Source organism: Pseudoalteromonas sp. T1lg65, from assembly GCF_051930985.1.
Taxonomy (GTDB): domain Bacteria; phylum Pseudomonadota; class Gammaproteobacteria; order Enterobacterales; family Alteromonadaceae; genus Pseudoalteromonas.
Genome location: NZ_CP196837.1, coordinates 2,839,811 through 2,863,099, shown reverse-complemented (window position 1 = coordinate 2,863,099; position 23,289 = coordinate 2,839,811). Strand labels below are relative to the sequence as shown.

The 23,289-nt window shown below is 43.5% G+C and carries 13 protein-coding genes; 6 read left to right on the top strand and 7 right to left on the bottom strand.

All coding sequences use genetic code 11. The annotated features are described in order from the left end of the window. Positions 1-126 precede the first annotated feature (126 nt). From ACSLBF_RS12560 to ACSLBF_RS12545, 4 genes are all read left to right on the top strand, one after another. The gene (locus tag ACSLBF_RS12560; protein WP_440056229.1) at positions 127-375 is read left to right on the top strand and encodes an OadG family protein; all 249 of its coding nucleotides are present in this window, start codon (positions 127-129) and stop codon (positions 373-375) included. A 9-nt stretch (positions 376-384) separates the two neighbouring features. After that, positions 385-2,169: a sodium-extruding oxaloacetate decarboxylase subunit alpha gene (oadA, locus tag ACSLBF_RS12555; protein ID WP_440053724.1), complete on the top strand. Its 1,785-nt coding sequence runs from the start codon at positions 385-387 to the stop codon at positions 2,167-2,169. A gap of 10 nt (positions 2,170-2,179) precedes the next feature. Next, positions 2,180-3,310, top strand: coding sequence for a sodium ion-translocating decarboxylase subunit beta (locus ACSLBF_RS12550; RefSeq protein ID WP_440053723.1), 1,131 nt, complete (start codon positions 2,180-2,182; stop codon positions 3,308-3,310). Between the two features lie 171 nt (positions 3,311-3,481). Then, a complete protein-coding gene (locus tag ACSLBF_RS12545; protein WP_440056228.1) occupies positions 3,482-3,661 on the top strand; it encodes a hypothetical protein in 180 nt (59 codons plus the stop codon). A gap of 22 nt (positions 3,662-3,683) precedes the next feature. Here ACSLBF_RS12545 and ACSLBF_RS12540 read toward each other — a convergent pair whose 3' ends face one another. The 6 genes from ACSLBF_RS12540 to ACSLBF_RS12515 are packed head-to-tail and all read right to left on the bottom strand — an operon-like array spanning position 3,684 to position 20,076. Continuing rightward, on the bottom strand, positions 3,684-7,748 hold the full coding sequence (locus ACSLBF_RS12540; protein ID WP_440053722.1) for a poly-gamma-glutamate synthase PgsB: 4,065 nt from the start codon (positions 7,746-7,748) through the stop codon (positions 3,684-3,686). Next, positions 7,738-11,961 carry a hypothetical protein gene (locus ACSLBF_RS12535; RefSeq protein WP_440053721.1) on the bottom strand — a complete coding sequence of 1,408 codons (4,224 nt, stop codon included), beginning with the start codon at positions 11,959-11,961 and terminating at the stop codon, positions 7,738-7,740. The genes ACSLBF_RS12540 and ACSLBF_RS12535 overlap by 11 nt, the downstream gene beginning before the upstream one ends. Beyond that, positions 11,937-12,698, bottom strand: coding sequence for a hypothetical protein (locus ACSLBF_RS12530; protein ID WP_440053720.1), 762 nt, complete (start codon positions 12,696-12,698; stop codon positions 11,937-11,939). Before ACSLBF_RS12530 ends, ACSLBF_RS12535 begins: the two co-directional genes overlap by 25 nt. After that, positions 12,691-14,934, bottom strand: coding sequence for a hypothetical protein (locus ACSLBF_RS12525; RefSeq protein WP_440053719.1), 2,244 nt, complete (start codon positions 14,932-14,934; stop codon positions 12,691-12,693). The genes ACSLBF_RS12530 and ACSLBF_RS12525 overlap by 8 nt, the downstream gene beginning before the upstream one ends. Then, the gene (locus ACSLBF_RS12520) at positions 14,921-18,025 is read right to left on the bottom strand and encodes a poly-gamma-glutamate biosynthesis protein PgsC/CapC (RefSeq protein ID WP_440053718.1); all 3,105 of its coding nucleotides are present in this window, start codon (positions 18,023-18,025) and stop codon (positions 14,921-14,923) included. Before ACSLBF_RS12520 ends, ACSLBF_RS12525 begins: the two co-directional genes overlap by 14 nt. Beyond that, positions 18,025-20,076 carry a hypothetical protein gene (locus tag ACSLBF_RS12515; protein ID WP_440053717.1) on the bottom strand — a complete coding sequence of 684 codons (2,052 nt, stop codon included), beginning with the start codon at positions 20,074-20,076 and terminating at the stop codon, positions 18,025-18,027. Before ACSLBF_RS12515 ends, ACSLBF_RS12520 begins: the two co-directional genes overlap by 1 nt. A 110-nt stretch (positions 20,077-20,186) precedes the next feature. On the opposite strand from ACSLBF_RS12515, the gene tyrR reads away from it, so the two are divergent. Then, positions 20,187-21,743, top strand: a complete 1,557-nt coding sequence (gene tyrR / locus ACSLBF_RS12510; protein WP_440053716.1) for a transcriptional regulator TyrR — start codon at positions 20,187-20,189, stop codon at positions 21,741-21,743. Between the two features lie 84 nt (positions 21,744-21,827). Here tyrR and ACSLBF_RS12505 read toward each other — a convergent pair whose 3' ends face one another. Continuing rightward, positions 21,828-22,322: a hypothetical protein gene (locus tag ACSLBF_RS12505; protein WP_440053715.1), complete on the bottom strand. Its 495-nt coding sequence runs from the start codon at positions 22,320-22,322 to the stop codon at positions 21,828-21,830. 269 nt (positions 22,323-22,591) lie between these two features. Here ACSLBF_RS12505 and ACSLBF_RS12500 point away from each other — a divergent pair, with 269 nt between their 5' ends. Further along, on the top strand, positions 22,592-23,128 hold the full coding sequence (locus ACSLBF_RS12500; protein WP_440053714.1) for an acyl-CoA thioesterase: 537 nt from the start codon (positions 22,592-22,594) through the stop codon (positions 23,126-23,128). The last annotated feature ends 161 nt before the right edge of the window (positions 23,129-23,289 follow it).

The window sequence follows — 23,289 nt, the reverse complement described above, 5'->3', positions numbered from 1 at the left end:
TATATGGTGAAATAATATTTACAAAAAAGTATCAATTTTTTAGTGCTTTTGTGCCTTGTCAGCGTTGCTTGCATGCTGGTACGAGCAATGGCCATAAAAATCAATAACAACATTGGGAGTGAGGAAATGGATATAGGTGCTTTGCTAGTTCAAGCCGCGAATCTGATGATAACGGGAATGGCTGGAGTGTTTGTATTTTTGTCCATTTTAATTTTAGCGATGGGTTTGTTGGCAAAGTTTGCTGCAAGTACGTCGTTACAAACACCGCAACAAGTGTCAACTCGCGGTAGTACAGCATCACAACAGGGTGTCTCTAAGGCGCATGTCGCCGCGATTTCTGCGGCCGTTGCAACCTACAGAAAAAATAACGAATAGGGGGTTAGCATGTCACAGCTTAAACTTACAGAATTGGTATTGCGCGATGCGCATCAGTCACTATTAGCCACCAGAATGCGACTTGAGGATATGTTACCAATCGCCGATAAGCTCGATAAGATGGGTTATTGGTCGGTTGAGTCCTGGGGAGGCGCGACGTTTGACTCTTGTATTCGCTATTTAGGTGAAGATCCTTGGCAACGTATCCGAGCGCTTAAGGAAGCCATGCCGAATACCAAGCAGCAGATGTTACTACGAGGCCAAAATTTATTGGGTTATCGCCACTATGCTGATGATGTCGTCGAAAAATTTGTAGAGCGAGCACACACAAACGGTGTTGATGTATTTCGAATTTTCGATGCGATGAATGATGTTAGAAACCTTGAAACCGCAATAAAAGCGGCAATCAAAGTAGGTGCTCATGCGCAAGGGACAATTTCGTATACTGTCAGTCCGGTTCACACCCTAGATATGTGGCTAGAGCAGGCTAAGGCACTGGAGGCAATGGGTTGTCATTCAATTTGTATCAAAGACATGGCTGGTCTGCTTAAGCCATATGATGCTGAAGTATTGATTAAAGGCCTTAAAGACACGGTTTCAATTCCCATCGCGATGCAATGCCACGCTACAACCGGTCTAAGTACCGCGACTTATCAAAAAGCCATAGATGCGGGAATTGATATGCTAGATACCGCAATTTCGTCGATGAGTATGACCTATGGTCATAGTGCGACTGAAACCTTGGTAGCAATGGTTGAAGGTACTGAGCGAGATACAGGACTAAACTTGACCGAACTGGAAGACGTTGCGGCTTACTTTCGAGAAGTTAGAAAAAAATATGCTGCATTTGAAGGAAGTTTGAAAGGTGTTGATGGCCGTATTCTCTCCGCACAAGTGCCAGGTGGAATGCTGACCAATATGGAAAATCAGCTTAAAGAACAAGGGGCTGCAGATAAATTAGATGCAGTGCTTAAGGAAATACCCAAAGTCAGAAAGGATTTAGGGTATTTACCACTCGTGACGCCAACGTCACAGATTGTCGGCACCCAAGCCGTTCTTAATGTGTTAACCGGAGAGCGTTATAAGTCTATTACCAAAGAAACTGCTGGTGTTCTCAAAGGGGAATACGGCGCAACACCTGCGCCGGTAGACACTGAATTGCAGCAGCGTGTTTTAGAAGGCGCTGAACCAATCACTTGTCGCCCTGCTGATTTGCTTGCACCGGAGGTAGACAGTTTACATGCCGAGCTGATTGCAAAAGCCCAAGCAGATGACCTAGAGCTTGCAGATGAAGTGATTGATGATGTACTCACATACGCTTTATTCCCACAAATCGGTTTAAAGTTTTTGCAAAATCGTAATAATCCAGATGCATTTGAACCAAAGCCAACACTGGTTGAAAACAGCAACACAGAGCAAAAATCGGAGCCAGCGGTAAAGCGCAGCAGTACACAGGCTGAGCGTTATAGCGTGAAAGTGGATGGTACTGTGTATGATGTTGTCGTAGCACCGGGCGGAGCGCTACAAACGGTTCAGGTCAAAGACAGTGAACTGATCCCGCAATCAACTTCAGTAAGCTCTGGTAAGACCCTCAATGCGCCGTTGGCAGGCAACATCTTCAAGCTAAAAGTCAGAGTCGGTGACGAAGTTCAAGAAGGAGATGTGGTGTTAATTATGGAAGCCATGAAAATGGAAACGGAAGTCCGTGCCACCCAAAGCGGTAAAATTACTGAGCTACAGGTTTCCGAAGGGGATTCAGTAAGCGCAGGTGATGCCATGATGTCACTGGCTTAAAGGGGGAAAAATGGACGGTTTACTTAACCTTTGGCAAGCCACTGGACTTGCTAACTTTACTTTTCCCGCACTGTGCATGATGGCCGTGGGCTGTGGATTACTTTATCTCGCGATTGCTAAAGGCTTTGAACCATTACTGCTGGTGCCAATCGGATTTGGGGCAATATTGACCAATATTCCGGTTGCTGGCTTGGCTGACCCTGGCGGGTTGCTCTATTACGTTTACTACATCGGAATCGATAGTGGGGTATTTCCACTGCTGATATTTATGGGCGTAGGGGCGATGACTGACTTTAGCGCCCTCATTGCCAATCCGAAAATGCTATTGCTTGGTGCCGCTGCACAATTTGGTATTTTCGCGACGTTGTTTGGTGCGATTATGCTGAACTTTGTTCCGGGCTTTGAGTTTACCCTAAAAGATGCGTCAGCTATCGCGATTATCGGTGGTGCAGATGGCCCTACTGCTATCTTCCTTGCTTCTAAATTAGCGCCTGAGCTATTAGGTGCGATTGCGGTTGCAGCCTACTCTTATATGGCATTGGTGCCCATTATTCAGCCACCGATCATGAAGCTGTTTACCACTGAAGAAGAACGGAAAATCGCCATGCCGCAATTAAGAGAAGTATCTACCAAAGAGAAAATCTTATTTCCGCTTGCGGTACTTGGACTCACTATTTTGTTCTTACCAGCAGCAACGCCATTGGTCGGTATGTTCTGCTTAGGCAACTTAATGAAAGAGTGTGGGGTTGTTGAACGTTTGAGCAAAACGGCACAAAATGAGTTGATCAACATTACGACTATTTTTCTTGGTCTTGCAGTGGGCTCTAAACTTGCTGCCGATCAGTTCTTAACGGTTGAAACCATAGGTATCTTAGTACTCGGTGCCGTGGCATTTAGTATCGGTACCGCTGCAGGCGTATTAATGGCAAAGTTGATGAATCGCTTTAGCGAACAACCTATTAATCCGTTAGTTGGAGCCGCTGGGGTTTCTGCGGTACCAATGGCAGCCAGAGTCGTAAACAAAGTCGGATTACAGAGTAATCCACATAACTTCTTGCTGATGCATGCGATGGGCCCAAACGTAGCTGGTGTGCTTGGTAGCGCTGTTGCTGCAGGTATTTTATTGGCACTTGTCGGTTAACCTTTTTATTTGGTACTTCTCCAACCAACTGCGCAGTTTCCAGCTGCGCTTTTTTGTTTTAGATAACCTAAGTTAAGGTTAAATAGCTAATACCATTCATAGCACTATCAGTTGACGCCACAGTAATGATAGTCTTTTTCGTAATATACATTTATTCACAGGAGTTATGTGTTGAACGTAGTCATTCTTTTAGGTTGTTTACTGGTTGCGTTGGTGGTGTTGCTCCCATTGTTAGAGAAATACCAACATCGCTTAGGGCTGCATAAAATGCAGAAATATGCCAAGTATGTTTTGCCGTTATTGATGGTGACTTTGGTGATTAGGCTGATTTATGGTTTGCTCAACCAATAGCAAAAGTAACGAGTTAGCTGGTTTATTTTTGATCTTTCTCGACATCAAGCCATCCGTTTTTTTGATTTCGGTTCAAGGCACTTAACAAAGTAATTGCCCGTTCAATGGTTATCCTTTGATCCGCGATATCTTGATAAATTTGTGTTGCTTGATTTTTTCTTCTGACAGCGGCGCCAGCACTTAAAAATGATTCGGCAATATTAATGGCAAATTGTCTAAGCCCATTTGGCTTATTGGTATTTGTTTCTGGGTCTAGCTCAGCTTGTTCGGTCAACTTTTCGCTAAGTTGTGACAGTAATACCTGACTCAGGCTATTCTGTGCATGGGGTAAAACGAGTAGCTCGTTAAGTACCTGTTTTAAAAAAAGTGACTCAAATAAATGCAGATTGTCTTGTTGCATGAGCCAAGATAACCCCTGCGTAAATTCAGTTTGACTACATTGGGCTGACTTTAACTTCTCAATGAGTCGATATACCTGCTGCCAATGTTGCCACATGTATACGTATGATAACCCAGGCCCTTTGATATTCTGCATCCCGACGATAAACTGGTGCTGACCTGACGTCGCAAATTTTGCGATTTGGCTAGTTAACTTATTGGGGTTGATAGCACTGTCCGAAACTAACAGACATTTGTGGATAAACCAGTTTTCGAATGCCGTGGTAATGTCTTTTCGATGTGGTTGTAAACTGGTTAGCTCAAGGAATTGCAGAGCTTTTTCTGCGGTATCGCTGTGCGTGATCAGGTGTTGCCGATCTTGCTCTGACAGCGAATGTGCAGCGGCGAGCGCTTCTCGTAATTGGACAAACGTTGCATCAGGAGGACAATGTAGTTCGGCACCGGCCAATGTAGCCTGCTCAGTCAACTGCTCGATCGAATAGTCGAGTCGCCACCGGTGAATTAAAGCATGGAGCGAGTCGATGTCTTCGTTATCTATGATTTTGTTAAGCTTTTCATGCAATGCTTGTTTTGTGTAGTTGTAAAAGCCATCAATGTTGGTACCGATCACCACTAATTTATCGAACGGTACATCATTGACCATGATGCTGGCGAACACCTGCGAGCGGGCGACGCGGTCGTTACGGTTGTTAATTAGTGCAATTAGTTGATTTTTTGGCTTTTTAGCATGTAGCTCTAACTCTAACCGTCGCCAGTTCTCCAATGTTGCTAATCGCTCGTTGGCAGACATACCGTTGATAAAGCTTTGTGATACCTGGTCGACTTTTGCAGCTTGAAAATGTTGAAGTACTCCGATGTCTGGAATGATCCTCGCAGCGGTTTCTTTGTACACATAGTCTTTGTTGATCCCGATGTAAGCGGCCATTTTACAGACTAGGGCAATGTTATCTGGGTGCTCATTATAGGGGTATTGTGCCAATACATCAGGGGTGATCTGCAAGCTATCGGCCCAGTGAGTGCGGATTAATGACGTCTCTACTTTACGAGCATAGAGGTCGAGTACCGGAGCCATGTTTTGTTCGGCGCTAAAAACTTGTGTTTTTTTACCAATAAATGCGCACATTTCATTTGCGACATCCATGCCAGAAGGACCGAGAATATCTTCATGATCGGGGTAGGCGTTGGTGATGGTGGTGAAGTTGTCTTTCATCCACCGCACTAGCACTTTGACATAACGGGGGGTTAGCCCCATGCATTCCCATAAAAATACATCGGCTTTCACCTTACGGGCAAATTCCAGCACATCTGCCTGTTCCCAAATACTGGCTTTATCAAAGGGTCTGAAAATTGGTACTTCGTATTGCTCGCCTGAGGGTTTTGAATAAATCAACATAGCTTCGCACCCCGTAGTTTTGCTTATCACGCGCATAGATAAACTGCTAAATAATGCGGATTTTAGTCGCTCGGTACCTGACTTACCGCGCGTCCCCCAGCCGCCAATCGTAACTGGGATATGCGACCGGTTGTCGATGATCTTACGGCTGATATAAATGTGACGACCCCAAAAGTAGCTAATAAATGCCAGTACAAAAAACACCAGCTGACCAATGGTGTTTTGATATGCCGAGTCCATATATTCTCTAAAGCTATACCATAAGCTCAGAAATGTTGTTGATAACTCACTTCTGTTGTAAAGGGTGCTTATATCCTCACTGACCGGAAACGCGCAGTCATCAATACTGGCATAAGGAACGAACTTTAATTGAAATCCCAGCTCAGCTAATTGGTGAAGATAGTGTTGTTGTTCTATGTCACTGCCTTTTCTTAAATCATCAAACCGCTTGTAATCCAAAGAGAGTGACCAATAAGCTTTAAGCCTGCGCCACAGGGCACTGGGGGCCTGTACCACTAAAATCCCATCAGGGGTATAGGTTTTGGCTGGCTTTTTCACACAGTCATGACTGAGTGCACTGAGCAAGAAATCAAGTAGCGGAAGGTGTGGTCTAGATGAGTGCTCTTGGGTGTTATAGAGCAATTCTCCAGGCACTTTTGTCTCACTAATTTCTGCCGTTGTGCAGCTGGGGACATGAAGATAGGGAGCGGGCTTCTTGGCTTGGCTATGCGGGTAACTGTGGCGTTTATCAGTGCTGGGATGCATATATTCATAGAGGACTTTCCACAAGCGTATCCCTTTTCTGTAGCCTTGCAATACCGACCAACCTTTTGAGCGTTTTGTTGCATTAAAGCCAACTGCATTTTGTCCCTTAAAGGACAATACTCGTCCTAATACATCGTCTGAGCAAAGCGGTATAGATACTTGGTCAGTTTGGTTATCGAGTGCAGCAATAATGGCCTGATGATAAAAACTGCTCAATTGTTCGCGTGTGCGGGTAATATAGCGATTGAGTGCGATATGGCTTTGCAGCTTTAGTTGTGCATTAAGCGTGTCTATAAACCGCTTGAAAACTTTACTGGGCTGTTCTTCATGCGCTTGCATATTCAGCATGATCCTAGCTGATAACTCTAACGCTAAACGTTTCACCGGCAATGAATATTGGCCATTTAGTGTTTTTTGCCAAAGTGTAAAGGCAAAATCCGATTCAGAAAATCGCATATCGGTGAGTTGTTTTAATAGCGTAATACGTACGGCATCACTTTGCTCTGCGCTAAAGCGCGCAAGTAATATCTGTTCAGCTAGCCGATCGGGGTAGCTTGAAAGTTGTTCTATTACGGCTTGGCGAGCACGCGGCAGGTTGTGCTGGCTTAATGCTAGTAATAGACTTTCGTCTCGCTCAGTCAGTGATTGTTGTCTGGTGATAATTCGTGGTAACTGGCTTAAAATATAGAGGGTATTAGGAGCGATGGGCTTGAGTGTTCCCATATCGAGCGAATCTTCAATGATCGACCAAACATGGGCACGAATAAACGTCGGTCTTTGATGAATGAGGATCTCCATGATGCCAACGACTGCTTGATAAGGAGCTTGATTATCTTCAATCATGGCAACAAGATCATTAACCAGATCTTTGTTTAACTCCGGATCAGTACCAAATGCATACAGCGTGGCTATTTGCCCAACCAATGTCTTTATTATGTTGCTCTTAATTTGTTCATTGTCTGTTTCTTGCAAAAGTTTGCTACAGACTGTTTGTAAATCTAAGCGTTGCCAAGCCTCAGAAGGTTGTTCACTATGCTCCAGCAAATATAGGTTGCCTAGTGCCCCGAGTCTCAAAATAAGAAAGCCCAAAAGCTGCTCATGCTCTGCCACTTGATTGTGATATCTAGAAACGACAGCTGCTTCATCAAACCATCGATCAAAAGCCGCTTGGTCGGCCTTAAGCTGCTCGGCAGAAGCACCGAGTTCTTCTGCATAAGACAAAATATGTAGATGCTTTTCGGCATCGATTTCGGATTTTTCGATTTGTTGTAAGAATCTAAAATGTTTTACATTGAGCTGTTTGATGGTGTCGGTGATCTGCTCGATTTCGTGAAATAGAAACGAAATAGTTTGCAGCATTAGCCAGGGGATCTCTTCTTCGTGGTCTGGCTTGTTATGAAGCAGTTTCCAACTACATAGCTTATCTAACAACGTACGATATTTTCGTTGTTCCAAGTTGAGCCAAAACTTTTCGGTATCTGCAAATAACAACAGCTCAAGCTGCTCTCGTAGTTTTTTATTATTCTGCATCGTTTATTGCTCTTGCCATGTCTCTCAGCCTTTGCCGCTCAAAAGCCAGTTCGTCATGGGCGTAAGGCGTCATACTGGTGTGTGTAGTGTTGCCGACCACTAACTGTAACTTTATGTCATTACTACTGTTTTTCCAGTTTCTCTGCCAGCCCAGCGACACCGTTGCTAACATGTCTTGGGAAATGACGAAATCTTTTTGCCAGCTCAGCGTAGTAAAGGTATTGCGTTGACTAGCCCGTCGATCATCATCTGAGAAACTGCCACTGGCAGAGAACTGAGCTGTTACTATGTGGCTTTTATAGTAATGCTGCCAAGCTAGCGTTAATTCTGCGTTGTCGATGCTACTCCAGTCTTCGTTGCTGGTAACTTGTAACTGCGTACTCACTCGAGTGTCGCTTGAACCAAAGTGACTGAAGCTTGTGGCGCCTCGCCAGCCATGTAAGTGCCTGCTGCGGTAGACACTAAATAACCTGGGATTTAGCTGCGTTATGGTATCGGTGTCCGTGTTTTTGAGATTGTCATAGTAGGTAAAAGGACTCCACCACCATTTAACTCGATATCCCGAGTCGTAGTGTGCTATTTGACCTAATTTGATTGCAAATCGGGAAACCAGCAAATTATCTTGCTCTGTGCCTTGCTGAAAGCGGTTGTTGTTATTGAACTCTGCAAACCAGTGGCTATTTTCATCTAACCATTTTACATTGCCATTCAAATACAGCAGATCATTTTGCGGACTGGTAGAGGCATAACCCAAAGCAACTTCATACCAACGTTGATGTGTTTGCTTACGAAAAATGAGCCCAAGTTCTGCATATTTTGTTTCTCTGTCTGGCTCAATTCCTTGCGTAATATTATCTTCTCTAACAGTCAGTTGGCCTTGCGTCATCCATTGTTCCGGATAGCTCAATTGCGTCACGGGATAAAATTTCTCTGTCGTGGCGAGCGCGGTTTTATTACTGGGTAGCTGCTGCGCAAATATTGGGAGCACTGGCGTACTGGGTACTTTGGAATAATGTTCTTTCATTTGCCAAAGGGAGGCACGCACTAAGATATCCGGTTGCCTGGTCAGTAATAGTTCACCTGCTGGGTGAGTAGTGATAGATTCGGAACTTATACCGTTTTCAATACGTTCTATTCTTATTAATCCCGGTTGAGACAAGGTAGCGATGACAGGATTGGTTTCACTTGCTTGATAGAAAAGCTGTTCAGGCTCCGGCATGACTGATTGCCACACACCGTTCCTGCTTTGCTCTATGTTAATCGTGACACGTTGGTTTTGCAGAGGGTTAAGCCAACGTATAGTTAGCGGCTCATTGTCGGATACATTTTCTGTCAGGTTGAAGTAACTGGCTTGTTGTTCGTGGACACTGATATTGGTGAGGCCTCTCGCATGGCCGATTTTGATATGAGCAGGAAGCGGACGTAACGACTTTGCATTAGAAAACTGAATAGATAATCTCATTTCATTCTGTGAAGCTCCCGGAATTTGCAGATTTAGCTTTTGCTCCGGAGGTACGCTAAGTCCTTGGTGAAATTGATTAGTTAAGTGAGCCATTATTTTGTTATTGGTGGATTCACTCATCAGTGCTTTTCGTGACACGCGTTTGGTGCCGGAAAAGTCAACATAGTTGTTAATTGGTACCCAGTGACCATAAGCTTTTAGTGCAGTGTAAGCGCTATTAAGTGCTTGATTGTTAGCTGCTACATCAACCAATTTAATAATCAGTTGTTGATAAGCTGAAGAGGTTAAAGTGAAGCTCGTAAGTCGATATAGGCCGTTTACAGCAAGGGTTAACTCGTCGACCTCTTCAGTGGCAAATAATGCTGTTTGAAATGTCAGCTCACTGAGCAATGGTATCCTCGGATTCGGCTGACTTACTTCAGCATGCTCTACAGAGTTAAAAGAGAGATCTAAAAACAAATCTTGCGTGGCAAACAAAATCACAGTTTGGCCTTGAGTGAGTCTAAAGCGCGTGTCCGTTGCTGTACTAAGTCGTTGCGTGGGGTCGTGTGTTTCGATATTGGCTGCTAGGTCGGTTTCAACTGGAATAAGGGATAACTGCTCCCCTATGTTGGCATATAGCCAAGCGGGCGAAGACTGTGCTCCAAGTCGTGCCCTGACTTTGGCATTGAGTTCGACAGGGGTTTGCGCATGAAGGCGAATGCTTTGACCTTTAGTCAACAGGTAGAGATGCTTATCGTTACCTTGCTGTTTGACCCTCACAATACCACAATGCTGTAAAGACCATTCGGGTGGTTGGAGGATACGTTTGGCTTGAACTTGCTCTGCTATTGGAGTTAGGTTTTCGTCAGTCATTGTAGCCAGGCGCCAATGTGCCTCTGATAGCACACCATCAACTACCAGTTTTTGCAATTGCACGGTATCACAGGCTTCGAGGCGGTTACCTATTGCTGCGCAAAGTTCGGTAGCGCGAGTGAGGTTTCGTTCCGTTAGGTAGTTTTCTAGTAGCACCGTTGCGGCGTAATCTTGCAGTTGCTTTTTTGGCTGCAAAAGCAATGTGTTAAGCAGCTTCGAGGCGCTGCCCGCTCTACCTAATTCACGCAACCAGGTATCTTGCAAATGCCAAGCCTGCAGTTGTACCTCAGAATATGAACTAGACAAATAGGGCGCTAACTTGGTTAGTGCGTCCTCCTTGTTTTGTTGTTGTAGGACTTGTAATTGATGTAACTCGTCATATTTGGAGTGTGAGGTTGATGTATTTGCTGTGGTTAACCATGGTTTTATTGGTTGCAAGCTATGCCTGAAAGCCTGTGCCCGGTTGTCAGTAATGGTGTGCAATAATTCATTAATTAAAAGTTTAATCGATGGGTTGTCTATGCTAATTAACCTATTGGCATTGGGTAACTTACGTAATGCTTGGATTTGTATCGCAAGGGCCACGTCGCGGCCATTCTCTGCGGAGGCACTTATTTGCTGGCAGGTTGTTGGTACTGGTAAACGGATTGCTTGAAAACCTACGTGTCCCAAAGCGTAGACGCTAAAGTGTCGACCGCAGGCTGTAAATACAAGTTTTGCTGTTGAAGTGGTACGTATCAGCGCAAATAGTGCGTTATTAACCCGTTGTTCGGAGTTTAAATCGAAAGTGAGAGTTTGATTGAGTTGATGGAATAACAATGATTGTTTGCTAATCGTTGGTAATACGATTTTTTTAACTACCCTAAATCCTAAGTGAGTACTAACTTGTTTAGATTTCGAGTCTATCTTTCCATTACTATGATTTGGTGTCAAGGTACGTTTGTAGGAAATAATATCCAATAAGTCCAGATACTTACGACGCTCTTGGCTGGTCGATTGTTCGTGGTTAAATTGATTTAACATGCTGAAATTATTGTGAATATAGATATCTCTTAGGATGCTTTTTAGCTCAGGGTACCAAGTTGACGGTTCGTTGATGATTTCACTTTCATTTACAGTTAACGGTCTGTCGCGCTCTAATAATTTTATGGAAATATACACCGAATTTGGTGCAGATATACTCAGTGTTGAGTGTCGTTCAAAAGTGATATATGTATGGTTTTTGATCCCCACCTCAGGCGAAGCATACTCAAATGCTTTGATATCTGGAACGTTAATAAGCGCTTGCTTACTATTGTCAACTGCAATTGAAACCTGTGTGTCTGAAGCGTGAGTCGAGAAGTGTTTCCTTACTTCAACTTTAACGATTGTGTCAGCCGCAACTGGGTAATCAAGCACTTGATTAGGAGCTAGCAAATAAGCCCGTTCAACTTGCGTTCCTGTCGTGAGTTCAACAAAGGGCAGTGGAAGTGCAACTGCCTTCTCGTTCTTTGTTTCATGTAGAAATTGTCCGGTAAAGAACTCGGCGCTCAACTGTCCGTTGGATGTGTGATGTTTGACAGTAATAATGCGGTTAAAGTCTTGGGCGGGAAGTTGGCAATACTTGGAATCGCAACGCCAATCGGTATTTTGCAGTATTTGGTATAAAAATGGGCTACTGCCAGAGGAAAAAGTGAATTGCTCTAGCTGTTGCTTTGGTATTGTCAGCCACTGATAAGCGGGCAATAGCAGATGTCGCGCTTGGTTGCTTGTAAAGTCTCTACGAGCCGACAGTCGAGTAACCTGTTGTTTACTCTCGCTAAGCCACTGTACACCAGTTAACCAACTAGCTGGGTCTCTGTCAGCGCTATGAGCATAATCCGTGAATAACACTACAAAAATGAGGACGAAAGGCATGATGCAAACAGCTCCGTGTGCTGAGAGGAAGAAGAAAGCAGTTGCCGCGTAACTAAGCTCAATTCAATGTGCACAAAGCGTAGCGGTGGTAACGGAAGTTGGTGGATGATATTTTTTGTGCCGCCCAATTCAGATACATCTTGAGGATAGACCAAAGCGTTAAAGTCGTGTTTATTCAAACAAGTTTTTAGCTCCCAGAGTTTACGATTGTTCTTTTTGCCTTGACTGAGAATGATGTGTGCAGATTTGGCCTGCTTTGTTTGTCTTTTTTCGGGCGTAAAGCCGTGAAATTGGAAGATAACAGCATTATGATGGCGATGAAAAAAAGCTTCGATTGCGTTTGTATGTAAGTTATGACCCACGATGGAAAAGTCATTGCTACCTGTCGCTGCGCCTTCATCATGTCGATGGCTACTATTAGTAATTAACAAGTTACATAGCTGGTGGAAAACACCGAGTCCTATCGGTAAGGTAAAACGATCGTAGAATTTATGAGGTACTGAGATAATACACGGTTTACCTTTTCGGTTTTTATAATACAGCGCTCCTGCGTGGCGGTTGTCTTGCTTTGGGATCAGCCGAACATAATTCAATTCGGTATGCTCCAACGCCCATCCAGATATTGGATAGGGTTCAGTAAACCAAGCTTGAAGTTCATGCTTGGTCGGCGTATTGAACTCTTTAGCTTGCGTTGCGTTAACTAGTAATAGTAACAAAATTGCTATGATTCTATACATCTTCTGTCCACCATATTAGTTGTTCCGTCTCATCAGCTGCATCGGTTAGGACACTAATCCAAACTGAATGTGATGCTTCTAACTCAACAGACAAGGTTTGCTTCACATCATCTTGTACGGTCAATGTCACACTTGGATACATAAATAGTTTGGGTGTTTTTGGAGTGAAAAACACAACAGATTGTTGCTGATCCGAATTTAAGCGGACTATTTTGTTTGTAAGCGTGTAGTCAGTGCTTGGTTGCTGTGCCAATTCAACGTTTAGTTTCGTTTTTAAGGTGATGGGAAGATTGGCAGATTGGGCTAGGGTTTTAATCACTACCGCGGTTGGAGCAAGTTTTTTGGGCAAACTAATACGGTAACGTTTGTTTGCGTCTATTTTGTACAGCCGAGTTTGAATATGCGTTCTGGGGAGCCCTTGATTAATGTATATCGCTTCTATATTGGGTTGCGAAAATTGCTCAGGTACTGTTTCTTCAAATTGCTGAATGTAAGGCGGTTGGTTCTTAACTACAATGGTTTTGCTTGGATAGGTTTGCTGTGGTTTTAATACCTTTGCGTCAATGGCTGAGACCTTGCGAAATGCAAACGGGCGCTGTTCAGTCTTTGCCGCTAGTTCATTTAGTGGTAACAATGCGGTATTCGATATTGCCAACATATTATCTAAATCAACAGATTGAAAGCGACGTTGTTCAGTTGCGGGGAGTGGTGCTTTAAACAGTCGCACTATGGCTAATTTATCTTGTGCCGCCAATAAGTGATGATTGTCAGCGTATTGACTAAACCAAGCATTTATTTCAGACGTTTCTGGGCATGGAATAGTGCACAAAGTTTGTAAATAATGGAAACTTCTGTGTCTTGAACGTAGCTTTACTAGCGCGTTTTCAGCGCTAACTATGGCACGATTGATACCTCGCGGCACAGTGATGTAACGCTTTTGAGGTTCCTCGACTTGTGTTGGCGGAGTAGCTTGACTTGGCACTAACCTATCGTAGTTGGAAAGCGTACTTGCGGTCGTAAACTGAGTTGCATCACGTGGTGTCTCAGATGAATAAAAAGCTAATTTAATCCGCACTCCTTCCTCAGCTCTCCAGTCGAGTTCAATATCACTGCCAGATACAACGCTAAATTCGGCGGAGGATTGCGCATCTACTTGATAATATTGGCTATGTAACACAGTAATGGGTTGCTGTTTAGTCTGCTCTTCAATGATACTGAGATAATTGGCTGCTTGACTATGTATGGTAACTAAGCCGAGTGGTGGGCTTTTCAACACATATTGAAGTTCGTTTATCCGCTGGGCGGTCAGCGCGCGAGGCGAGAGTTGAGAGTCTGGATCATGCCATACGAATGACAGTTGCTCGTTGGGCTCGGTCAAATTAATAAGGAAATTTGTTTGGGGTGCACTAACACTAAAGCTCAGAGAAAGTTTCGTATCAATATAATACCCTGTAGTGGTTTTAAGTGCTTCAGGTTCCTCATACGGCGCGATGGCGCGAGGTAATGTCTCGTATAAAAGATCACTAGTAAAGTCGATGTTAGGAATACCAATAGGGGCAAGTTTAAGCCAGTGAAAAGCGCTGGCGTTGTATTTTTCTTGGCTCGAAAGCGCATCGCCACCCAAACTATGAAAGCTTGCAACGCGTTGTCGCCAAGATTGTGGTTGCTGTAACCATACTTTATTGGGGTCTTCATCAAAATGGGGGGTTTTTGCATGCACACGCACGACTAAGCCAATGAAATCTTTATTTTCTGGGACGAACTCTAGCAATAGTTTGGTTGCGCTAGAAAACTGAGTCTGATTTAGATAAAAAGACTGTCCAGAAGCCGCTCCAAAGGTTTGCTTTTCATCCATAACCAGTTTTAAAAAATGTTGATTTTCATCACGTTGTATCTTTGCGCTATGATGATAGACACCCTGGTGAAGTGTTCTGTTACTGCTATCTAGCAGTTGATATTTTATCGCATAGTGAAGCGGTTTTTCGTCACTGATATTCGACTCAACTATAGCGTTTGAGAGTACTCGTAGTTCTCTGGTACGGTTTGCAGCAAATTGATATGACAAAGACTTATTAGCAGGCAGCCAATGAACGCGCGCACGATTATTATAGGCTAAATCTTCGTTCATAAACTCGGCTGAGAACAACCAAAGTATCACGGGCAACAACAGACTGACAGCCAACATAGCTATAGCTACAATTATTAACCCTTTAAGAAGCAGCTTAATGCCTTGCATTTTGCTCCCTCGCTGTATCTCTCAGAAAATCCTCATAACTCATGAGTCGGTTAGTTCTAGGGAAATAAATAACACTTAGTTTGTTTGCTGAGCGGGCGCTCAGCGCGAGCTGATGATGTTGAGTTTGTATCACTTGAAGATCGCACGGGGGCGCGAGTACAGAACAAATTGACCACAGTGATGGCAGGTGCTGAGTTGCTGCATATAGGTCCGTTTGTTGGGCGATTTTCTCGCGTGTAGTCGCAGGAATGATATTCCAGTCAGACGTTGACAGGCTGTCGATATCAAGCTGCTCGGCTTGAGGATGACGAGATATTACCACCAGTCTTTGGTATAGCGCTTGAGCATCAATGCTGTAATGCTTTTTATAATCCGACGCGAGCCAAATGGCGGCCAGTTCACTATTTTTGGTAAACAGCTGATAACCCGATTGTGCTGAGCTGCTCAGCTCAAGACCTCGTGTTGAAGCCTGACCTGCAACGATCGCTAAATCAGCGCCCATTGCTGCCACCGTTTGTTGCAACCTGTTGATGATCTGTTGATGTGATGCATTAACAACAGTGCGCTGTAGTGCTAATGCGGTTGGGCGCACCGAAGCGGGCATTCCATGACTTCTAATCTGCACATTAAGTAATGCCACTTGGGGATAAAATCGTTGGGTACTTTGGTGGACAACATTAAACAAACTGCGTGTGCTTTCGGGCAGTAATACGTTGGCATAATCACTTGCCTGAGGGTGAGCGCCAGCTAGTAAAAGTACTCGTGATTTGGTGCGGGTAAACAGATCACTGGCAAAACCTATCGTGTGACTTTCGAGTAAGGGCCTCGGTACTTGAATTGTCATATTTTGCGATGGCGAGAGATTGAACACATACATCCCTTGCCCTAAACGTAAACTTTGCTCAGTGCCATTTGGTTGCAGTACAACATATTGCTCGTTTTGGTGGCTTACTAAGTTAATTTGATAGTGAACTAAATTGGCAATGCTATTCAGTTGTCTCAACCGTGCGTGGAGTGTTGATGCATCATCTGCAAGGCTAACATTATCCACTAGTTCAAACAGGGGCCGTAAAATTTCATACTCCCATAATGCGGCTTGCTGTGGAGTCAGTAGAGAAAAGTGATCGCTATTTTTGGTCGTAATTTTATCTGCGAATGTGTCAACCAGTTCGTGAACAGACTGGTCACTATATTCTATTTCTACACCAAGAAGCGTGTTGGATTGCATTGATAAAGATGACAGTAGTTGAGAATAATTTTTTGAATCCAAATATAACTCCACCAAAGCCCCATTAAAGTCAGCAGAGGGAAGTGCTTGATAATCAGGAAGACCAAACTGAACAGACTGAATACCGGTTAATTCTCGGATCTGTGATTGGCTAACTGAATCTGGCAGCTGATTATAGACCCAAAATTTGTTCTCTTCGGTCAGCCCAAGTTGTGTGATCTTCGTATTAACTCGACGAGTGTATTCTCTTAGCTGAACGCTGCCATACTCCTCAAAAAGGCTGATAAAATCCTGGTAAAACGGGCTTTGCTTGTTGTTACTATTAGAGGGAGATGCACTGCTTGCACCGCCTAAGGCCAAGGCTGAAGGCTGCCAAAAATCAAACAGTAAAATGGCGGACTCACTCGCGAGTCGCTCGTCGGTGGGATAAGGGACGGTAATAATATGTGCGTTGCGTGGAGTAAGAGACAATACAAATAACCCTCGGATATCAGTATTTGACGCATCTTCAATAACAATGCTACTGGTCGTTTTTGTACTGTTGAAGTTGATTTGCGCTAACATGGATTGCGCTTGTGGGAAGTTTGCTTGTGGTGCGTCAATCAACAAGCGCATCGCGGCTCTAAATTGGCTGCGTTGTTGTTCATTAATAAATTGACTTTGTGCTGCAGCTTCTTTTTGGGTGTATAAGCGACTTTTGTAGTTTCTTACTATCCCTTGCAGGGAACGATCATCTTGGTAATTTGAAGCAGAAAGATCCAGTGAAGGAGAGCTTAGAAAGCTTGGAATTATCATAATTGCAAAGCCGATGGCAATCGCAATAAAACCACCCACAATTGAAGTTTGGAATGTGGAACGGATCACTAAACCTAGTGCGTCTTTTTGATAAATTTTAAGAGCGAGCAAAGTCGACAGCATATAGCCAAATGCAAAGGTATCGGTGACTTTGACCGTGGGGAAAAATTCTACAACCGCGTAGTTCAAAGCAAGCTTGTAAATAAAAGCAATGTTGAAAAAGAACAGCAGTAAGCGAGCTCCTTCAATATTGGCGTGTTTTAGTCGAGTAAACCTTAAAATCATAGAACCAACAATTAGAATGATGCTGGTTTCTATCAGTGAAGTAAGTAATTTACTTGGCTGCATAATTTGCAGTGCTAATAAAGCTGGCAACATGATGCCATTAAATTCCCAGCCATACTTGATATTGGCTCTTGAAGCGAGAAAAGCCGTGATCACCAGAATAATGTAGGCTTTTGGTGAAGCAATGATCGACGAGGCGATGCCTTCGTACATGAGCGCTAAGTTTTCAATATTAAAATTGGTGAACTGCATCAACACAAAACGCACCAGTAGGTAAGTCACCAAAATCTGAATAGCAGACACTTTTACACCATACCTGAAACCGCCATTCCACATGGTGTTTGCGACCAAAGCGATAATGATCAACCCAAGACTATGAAGTTGGCTTGCATAATGAAATGTGATGTCCCATTGAGCCAAGGTATCGGCGATAGGTGGCCAAATCAGTACGTCCATCACCACTCTGACGAGAATACTGAGTAACACGATGGCAAAGAACCTGTCTCTGCCAAACATTTCAGCGTAACCGAACTTTTCTAATGCCGTCTTTGCACTAAAGCGCATTAGCGCGTAAACCACAATGGATTCGACAATCACAACCCAAGCTGAGACTGGACTGACAATAAAAAGAGGAACTAAATATCCAGGTACAACCAGCCCGGTTAGCGGAAAACCAAACCTTAAGTTGAAAAAGCTAACGACCAATACACCGACCCAAACACTAGTAATAACCGATTGTCCGAGACCACCAGCACTTGGAAAAAGCATAATTGTCCAGTCCATTATGGATCGACCTGCTGGTTATCGCGTAATGAAGGAGCAGGTTGCTCAATAGAATCGGTGTAAAGCCGACAATCTAGTAACTCGAAAATGATGCCGCTGATGGCAAACGGGGTGGTTGATGAGACATTTTTTTGCTGCTTAATAGTTCGGACAAGCATGATATAGGGATGTGAATTCAACTGTATCGGCAGCGACAGCTTACCCTGATGCAGAGTCAGAAATCGGAGTTTTCCTTTGGCTTGTTGTTCAGTAAAGCCGGTACAGGCAATGAGCAAATCTAAAGCAGATAGCTCGAACACGGGAAAGGCATGACGCTTCGCCAGTGTTTCCATCGCGCTATTAATTTGTACAATTTGCCCAAATAAGTTGAATTTTACAACGGCAACAGAAAGATGGTTTAGGATGGCTTCTTGAACTAAAAGTTTGTGCTCCATTTGATTCAAAGAGGTCGTGATTTTTTGGCTGATGGATTCTCTAAAATTAAAAGTGAGGGCTTTGACGAGCGCACTTTGTGAACTTTTTTTGTCGGATTGATACACTTTATAGTGAAATAGTAACTCGCCAATTTGCCGAGCAAAGGCGTTAACATTTTTTAAAAATGCCGTTTCGTTAAAGTCTGCTTCTGCTTCAACGGTCATAGCCCAAAAACCACGAACATCTCCGGCGTATATTAACGGAGCTAGGTAGGTGGTATCAGTACTTAACGTATGATTGAAAAATGGTCTTGTTGAGACAATAGCGCCCATTTCTTTTATTGCATCGGAGTAGGGGGAGCGTTCAAAGTCTCGGCGCATTTCTTGAATATCCTCCAGCGCACAATTCATTGCCAGTACCTCACTTAAACGATGGTCGCCATCAATCCGACTGAGAAACACTGATTTGGTTAAGCTGAGTTGTTGTGAAGTGAGTTTTAGCAGTGGATGCCACGGATCGGATTGATCGAGAAAGTTATGAGGCAAAGAACGCCCGAGCATACGTTCTCGTGTATTGGTGAGTAGTTTGATGAGCGCCTGTTCTTCACTGTATTTTGCTATCACAAATGACCAAAGCAACGCGAACCACGGTAATGAAACCAGTTCACCCATTGGTAGCAATCGTTTGAAATAGACGGTAGAGATTAACCCAAATAAGACAAAAAATAGACTCAGTAGTAATGCTTTGAATAGATTACTGATAACGTTATTTCGTTGAAACCAGACAAGTAGAATTATCAATAAGATGCCTTGCAGTACAAGCGAGCTTACCGTTGCAATGGGGAATAGTAATTTGTTGCGAGCATAGTTGTCGGCGACCATTGCTTGTGTTTGCATAAATGAATATTGGAAATCAAACGCTTCTGTAAACCGGGATTCTTGTCCAACGAGAATGATGCGGTTATCAATTTGCTCATTAAATAGATCACCAGAGAGCAAACGGCTCGCTCTAAACTGAGGTAGGGCATTAAGTGGTAATGAGAAGTCGAGGTAAACTGGGTACAGCTCAACGGTTTGCGGAAAAAACAACTGGTGCCAAAGGTTTGAGCAGGTTGCAGTTGCCGGTGATATTAATCTAAATGGCCTGACTTGCAGTGTTGGTAGGCAATAGTCGCCGTTGTGGTTTGGTTGCACTAGCTCATAGTCTGGGCTGGGAGTATCGGATAATGGTGATTCAGACAGAAAAACCACAACTCTAGGCGAATAATTGTCCAAAGCCGCTTTGATGTCATTTGCTTGCTTAGACAAATCAGTTGCTTTTATGACCGTGACTGCGCTGCTATGGGTGGGAGACATTTGACCATAAAGTTGCAGTAAAGAAGCATGGATAGTTTGGTAAATGCCAGTAAACGACAGAGCATAAAACAGCACAAACAAGCTGATGAACATCCAAAATGCCTGTTGCTTAATAACAGCTGAGAGAGAGAACTTCCATTGCATCGCAGGCAAGTCACTATTTTTGTAGGTTTTATCTAAAAATCCTAGCAGTAGACTGAAGAATTTCCAGCAAATAGAAAATTTAAAACACGACTTTTCAGTAAGTTGAAATGCATCTAGGATATCGAGCAGCAGCGGCAAAATAGCGGCTAAATTAGCTCCGTCAAAAATTCTTTACGTTTATCTAGTCGGGCAGCTATTCTTAGAGTATTATTGCCACAATATGTTAAAAAACCCGTTTTGAGGAACAAATGCGTCTAGAGATACATTGTGCTGACCGTATCGGTATTGCTCAAGAGATCTTGAATATCTTAGTTAACTATCAAGTTGACTTAAAGGGTATCGAAGTTGATTCGATCAATTGTCGTATGTACGTTAGCTTTCCCCCGATTGAATTTGAACAATTCCAAAAAATCATGCCGGAAATACGCCTGATCGACGGCGTAGAGGATGTGCGAACGACTGCTTATTTGCCTTCTGAGCGGGAACATAATGAGCTTAATACCCTACTCAGTGCGTTACCTGATGGCGTAATTTCAATTGATGCTAAAGGTTGGGTGCGTCACTGCAATGATGCAGCCAGTCGCGATTTGAATTTGACTGAGTCTGAAATTATTGGTGAAAACATTAATAACCTGCTTAAAGGTTTCAATTTTACGCGGTGGCTTGAAGGTAAAGAGGTACTGGGCCAGACAACGCGTGTTGAAGTAGGCGGTGAAGACTTTATTGCAGACATCTTGCCTATTTCGGTTCCGCAGGTCAACGAAGGTGATGTGTTGGCAGGGGCAGTGATCAACATTAAGTCCCAGTCACGTCTTGGACAACAGGTGAGTGCCTTCAGGCGCTATGGCCAAGAAAGCTTCGCAACTATTCACAGTCACAGCACTGCGATGCGTCGAGTGGTCAGAGAAGCCAGAAAAATGGCTCAGCTTGAAGCCCCGATTTTGATTACGGGCGAAACTGGAACGGGCAAAGAGCTACTTGCAAGGGCATGTCATTATGCCTCAAATCGTTCACTTAAGCCGTTTATTGCTCTGTCTTGCGCTTCGTTGCCTGATGATGTCGCTGAATCAGAACTGTTTGGTTATGCAGGTTATGAAGAAAATGCTGCGCCAAAACGAGGGGTACTTGAACAAGCTGATGGTGGCACGGTATTTCTTGATGAAGTCGGCGAAATGTCCAAGCAGCTACAAACCAAGCTGCTTAGGTTCTTGCAAGATGGTACCTTCAGAAAAGTGGGTGATGAAAACGAAGTAAAAGTAAACGTTCGTATTATCGCAGCAACACAAAAAGACCTACCAGCAATGGTGCAAGAGGGATCATTTAGAGAAGACTTATACTATCGGATTAATGTTCTGACTCTCGAAATCGCCCCACTGAGAGACCGTAAAGCTGACATTGGTCCATTAGCTGAGCATTTTATTCAGAAGTATGCCCAGCAAAATGGCCACGCTGCGCCAAAACTTGCAAAAGACTGTATCGAGTTTTTAGAGCAGTACCCGTGGCCTGGTAACGTAAGACAACTTGAAAATGCGGTATACCGTGCGGTTTCGTTGCTTGATGATAAAGAACTGCGAGTAGAGCATCTTAATTTGCCTACTTTCACGCATGATTTAGGCTACTTGGAGTCTGACTTTGAAGGCACGCTAGATCAAGCGGTGAAACGCTTTGAAGCGACATTATTGCGAAAGCTTTATCCTGCTTATCCAAGCTCGAGGCAATTAGCGAAAAGGCTAGGTCTCAGCCATACTGCGGTGGCAAATAAGCTCAGAGAATATGGTATTAACAGGAAAACCGTAAAAGTTTAATACCAACGAGAGTTAATACATCTCCCATTTGAGATTGCTATTGCATTGAGCTAAAAAGGCGCTTCCGCGCCTTTTTTAATGGGGTTAAGATTTGGTCCCCATATCTTTTTTCACGCCATCAACTTTGACATTATCGATACCATCTTGGGAAAATGACAGGGTGATGCTAACGTTACTGCGGGTGAAAAAATAATCGATACCATCTACAGATAGCACGTAGTCACCGATCACTTCACTGCTGTGAAAATCTGTTTTCGATAGCGTGATAGTGTGATTGCCTATCTGCCAGGTAAATCCACCAATAAAGCCTTGATTGAACTCTTGTATCCAGACTTTGGTATTGTCTTTACTCAATGTTAAAGCGACAGAATAGGCTTCGGGCAATTCAGACATGTCGTAACTGTTTTCCCCGATACGGAACTTGCCATTTGCCTTGTTCCAAGCAAATCCAAACTCGAATTCTTTTTCAACCCCAGTGGGGTAAACCAACGTGCCTTCGCCTTTGAAGTCAAAATCTGCTCGACACAAACTGGACAACCCTAATAGTCCAATGCCAAGTAAGTAATATAGCTTCTTCATTTTTTGCTCACTTCAGTTTTTATTTAATTTAGCACTAATCGTTTGAAAAACAATCAAAAGCGGGAATGTGCAGATAATGTTTATGGATTACAACATTAGTGCGATTACTGTTCAAAGTATAGTTGTACTACCAATCCTATACAAAAATTGCGGTCTTGGGTGCTGTTATTTTTTCACTTACGATAAGTGTATTTACAGTCATCATTCGGATGAAAATCACGACGGCTATGATAGACTCAGAATTTCTGTAACTGGTAGGACCAATTTAAATGAACTTATACTTTCGGCTGTTACTGTTATTTTGGAAAATAAGAAAGAACACGCATATCGCTGACTCATTATTGGAAAGCATCGACATAGAGTTTAGGGCGTTACCTTCCGATTGCGATATCAATATGCATTTAACCAACTCCAGATATTTAGCCTTGATGGACATAGCAAGAACTTGGATGACCGAACGTTTAGGGCTGTTTAGTAAGGTTATGAAGCGTCGTTGGTTTCCCATTGTTAATGCAACGGCAATTACTTATGTACGAGACATAAAGCCGCTGCAAAAGTTTACCGTGTCAACTCGTCTTGTAGGCTGGGATCACAAGTATTTCTATATCGAGCAAAAATTCCATTCTGCTCGGGGGTTACACGCGATAGCTTATGTCCGTGGGGTGTTCAAACGTAAAAGTGGACTGGTGCCTGTTGACGAGATGCTTGAAGTTGCTGGTTTTAACGGAGAAGCCCCGATTTTGCCGAGTGAAATCGTGCATTGGAAAGCGATGCTAGAAGAAAAAAAGTCAAACAACAAGCGGTAAGATACGGTTTGTCGCTCGGCGAATGAGCTGGACCAACGAGCATCAACTACGAGAATTATGTTTTGCAACAAACTATAGGTCGCGCGTGAAAGGTAAAAAAGATATCATTTAGGTACTATCATTTGTTTTTACTCAGAAACAACTTTGGAAAAAATTAAAAT

What these genes read in the sequence shown, in the direction of transcription:
- ACSLBF_RS12560 (WP_440056229.1), top strand. Translation starts at nt 127, where the DNA reads ATGGATATAGGTGCTTTGCTAGTTCAAGCCGCGAATCTGATGATAACG.
- oadA (WP_440053724.1), top strand. Translation starts at nt 385, where the DNA reads ATGTCACAGCTTAAACTTACAGAATTGGTATTGCGCGATGCGCATCAG.
- ACSLBF_RS12550 (WP_440053723.1), top strand. Translation starts at nt 2,180, where the DNA reads ATGGACGGTTTACTTAACCTTTGGCAAGCCACTGGACTTGCTAACTTT.
- ACSLBF_RS12540 (WP_440053722.1), bottom strand. Translation starts at nt 7,748, where the DNA reads ATGCAGAATAATAAAAAACTACGAGAGCAGCTTGAGCTGTTGTTATTT.
- ACSLBF_RS12535 (WP_440053721.1), bottom strand. Translation starts at nt 11,961, where the DNA reads ATGCCTTTCGTCCTCATTTTTGTAGTGTTATTCACGGATTATGCTCAT.
- ACSLBF_RS12530 (WP_440053720.1), bottom strand. Translation starts at nt 12,698, where the DNA reads ATGTATAGAATCATAGCAATTTTGTTACTATTACTAGTTAACGCAACG.
- ACSLBF_RS12525 (WP_440053719.1), bottom strand. Translation starts at nt 14,934, where the DNA reads ATGCAAGGCATTAAGCTGCTTCTTAAAGGGTTAATAATTGTAGCTATA.
- ACSLBF_RS12520 (WP_440053718.1), bottom strand. Translation starts at nt 18,025, where the DNA reads ATGGACTGGACAATTATGCTTTTTCCAAGTGCTGGTGGTCTCGGACAA.
- tyrR (WP_440053716.1), top strand. Translation starts at nt 20,187, where the DNA reads ATGCGTCTAGAGATACATTGTGCTGACCGTATCGGTATTGCTCAAGAG.
- ACSLBF_RS12505 (WP_440053715.1), bottom strand. Translation starts at nt 22,322, where the DNA reads ATGAAGAAGCTATATTACTTACTTGGCATTGGACTATTAGGGTTGTCC.
- ACSLBF_RS12500 (WP_440053714.1), top strand. Translation starts at nt 22,592, where the DNA reads ATGAACTTATACTTTCGGCTGTTACTGTTATTTTGGAAAATAAGAAAG.